The organism is Skermanella sp. (assembly GCF_059503625.1).
The window spans coordinates 1-2448 of sequence record NZ_JCACHA010000415.1 but is presented as its reverse complement, the minus strand read 5'-3'; the positions used below and the strand labels follow the sequence as shown (position 1 = coordinate 2448).

Below are 2448 nucleotides of genomic sequence, written 5' to 3'. Positions count from 1 at the left end.
CCGCCCTGTTCGGCCATGACGAAAGCGTCCGCGCCATCGAGCACGTCCTGGCCGCCGGACGCTGACGGGCCATCGACTTGGATTGGGTCATTTTTGGGAAACCAGAATTTTAGTCATAGCGTCCGACGGGAAAATTCCTGCCTGGAGACTCTCGCCCACGTGAAACCACGCCGGAAGGTTCATGCCGGAACGCGCGGCCCGGCAAGGTTCCATCTCTCATCCGCGCAGAATAACACCCTGTCTAATTCATGAAGACGCATTGCCGCGCAAGGCGCTTAGCGAACGGATTACATCTAACGGTGTAACTCCGACTTGCAAAACATTTGTGAAGTAGACATAATCCCGTCCGAATCGCGACCGGGCGGGAGCATGTCTCAGTCGCCCCGCAGAACCAACGACGACACAACTGGGGTGGCACGAACATGACTGATACGAACGATTGGACGCTCCTGCCGCTCGAGCCCGGCGGCACCGTTATCGTCAAGGGCATTCCGGTCCACATGAGCGCCGACGGCAAGCTCCGGGTTCCGCAGGATACGCCCGTGCTGTCGCGCGAGCAGTTGATCCTCGACGAGAAGGACGCCGATACGGCGACCAAGAAGATCTATTACGCGCTCCAGCTCCTCACCCTGGACCCGGTCGGCGCCCCGCAGCATCACGACGCCCTGATCAACCTGCTGGACGACCGGGCCGAAGCGACCGAGCTTCAGCCGGTGCTGCGCAGCCTCGCGATCATCTCCGAACTGGCCCGCAAGGGCGACTATCTCGGCGCTCTCGAACTGACCCGCCACCTGATCCAGTTCGACGACGCGCTGGTGCGCGAGTTCCCCGCCGGCTGAGGCCATAAGACCACGCTTCACCGGACCAGGCATGTCTGAAGAGCACCCGGCGGCCCGTACTTCCAGGGCCGCCCTTGACGCCGCCGAGACCGCCCTGGCCGCCGAGCTGCTTTCCGGAGCGGAGCGGTCTTTTCTGGCAGGCAACCTCGTGATGGCCGGCTGGTTGTGCGAGGAAATCCTGCAAACCGATCCTGACGATCCCGGCGCCCTGCACCTGCTCGGCCTGATTGCCGAGCGGGAACGGCGGCTGACCGACGCCAGCGCGCTGTGGCGTCAGGCCCTGTCGGCTCATCCCTATTCCACGCCCGTCTGGCTGAGCCTCGCGACGCTTCACCGGACCACCGGAAACCGCGAAGCGGCGATCCTGTGCTACCGCTGCCTGCTGGCGGTCGATCCGGCGGACCGTGACGGCTGGTACAACCTGGGCAACGTGCTGTTCGACGGCGGACTGGCCGAAGCGGCCGCCGAGGCGTACCGGCGCGCCCTGCTGCTCGATCCGCATCACAGCGAGTCGTGGCACAACCTGGGCGTCGCCCGCCATGCGCTGGGACAGAACGACCGAGCGCTGGCGGCATTGCGGCGCGCGGTGGCGCACCGGCCGGACAACCATTCCACATATCACCACATCGCCCTGATCCGGTTCCGCACCGGCGACCTTGACGGGTCGCTGCGAGCGCTGGGGCGGCAGGCGCGCCTGGCGCCGCATGCGGTGGATTGCAGCCTGATGCGGCTGCTGGCGATAGCGCTGCGCGACGCCGGACGGACCGGCGAGGCGATCCCGCTGACGACGCTGGTGGTCCGGCACCGGCCCGACGACGTCGACCTGCGGCACTGCCTGGGCATGCTGCACTCGGCGCTGCACGACATCGCGGCGGCGGAAGCCATCTTCCGGACGGCACTGCGCTACGGCCCGGCCGACCCCTTCGTGCTGAACTCCTACGGCGTCCTGCTGAACGGCATCGGCGAACCGCTGGCCGGCGCCCGGCTGCTTGCCCGCGCGCTGCTGCTTCAGCCCGCGAATCCGGAGATGCACAGCAACCTGCTGCTGACCCGCCAATACGACCTGACGCAAAGCGCCGCCGACCTGAAGCGCCTGCATGCGGTCTGGCGCGAGCGCCACGGGCCGTCCGGGCGGGTTGGAGCGCAGATGCCGCCCGTTCCGGACCGCGATCCCGATCCGGAACGGAAGCTGCGGATCGGTTACGTCTCAGCCGATTTCGGGCAGCATCCGGTGGGGTTTTTTCTTATCGGCGTCGTCCCGCGTCACGACCGCTCCCGGTTCGAAGTCCATTGCTACTCGTCGCGCCGGCACGCCGACGCGATGACCGCCCGGTTCCGCGACTACGCCGACCGCTGGCACGATGTCGCCTCGCTCGACGGCCTTCCGCTCGCGGAGAAGATACGGGGCGACGGCATCGACATCCTGGTCGACCTGTCGGGCCATACGGCGAACAACAGGCTGCAAGCCTTCACCTACCGGCCGGCGCCGGTCCAGGCGACCTGGGCGGGCTATGTCGGCACGACCGGCATCGGGGAGATCGACTACCTGATATCCGACCCGCGCCAAACCCCGGAAGGCTGCGACGGCGACTACGTCGAGCGGATCGTC

At 66.8% G+C, this 2448-nt stretch carries 2 protein-coding genes; both read left to right on the top strand.

Annotation, left to right across the window (positions count from 1 at the left end):
- Positions 1-422 precede the first annotated feature (422 nt).
- Positions 423-839 carry a flagellar biosynthesis repressor FlbT gene (locus AC5JJ6_RS09205; protein ID WP_496041749.1) on the top strand — a complete coding sequence of 139 codons (417 nt, stop codon included), beginning with the start codon at positions 423-425 and terminating at the stop codon, positions 837-839.
- A 31-nt stretch (positions 840-870) separates the two neighbouring features.
- Positions 871-2448, top strand: a 1578-nt coding sequence (locus tag AC5JJ6_RS09200) for a tetratricopeptide repeat protein (RefSeq protein ID WP_496041748.1), incomplete at its 3' end; no start/stop codon positions are given.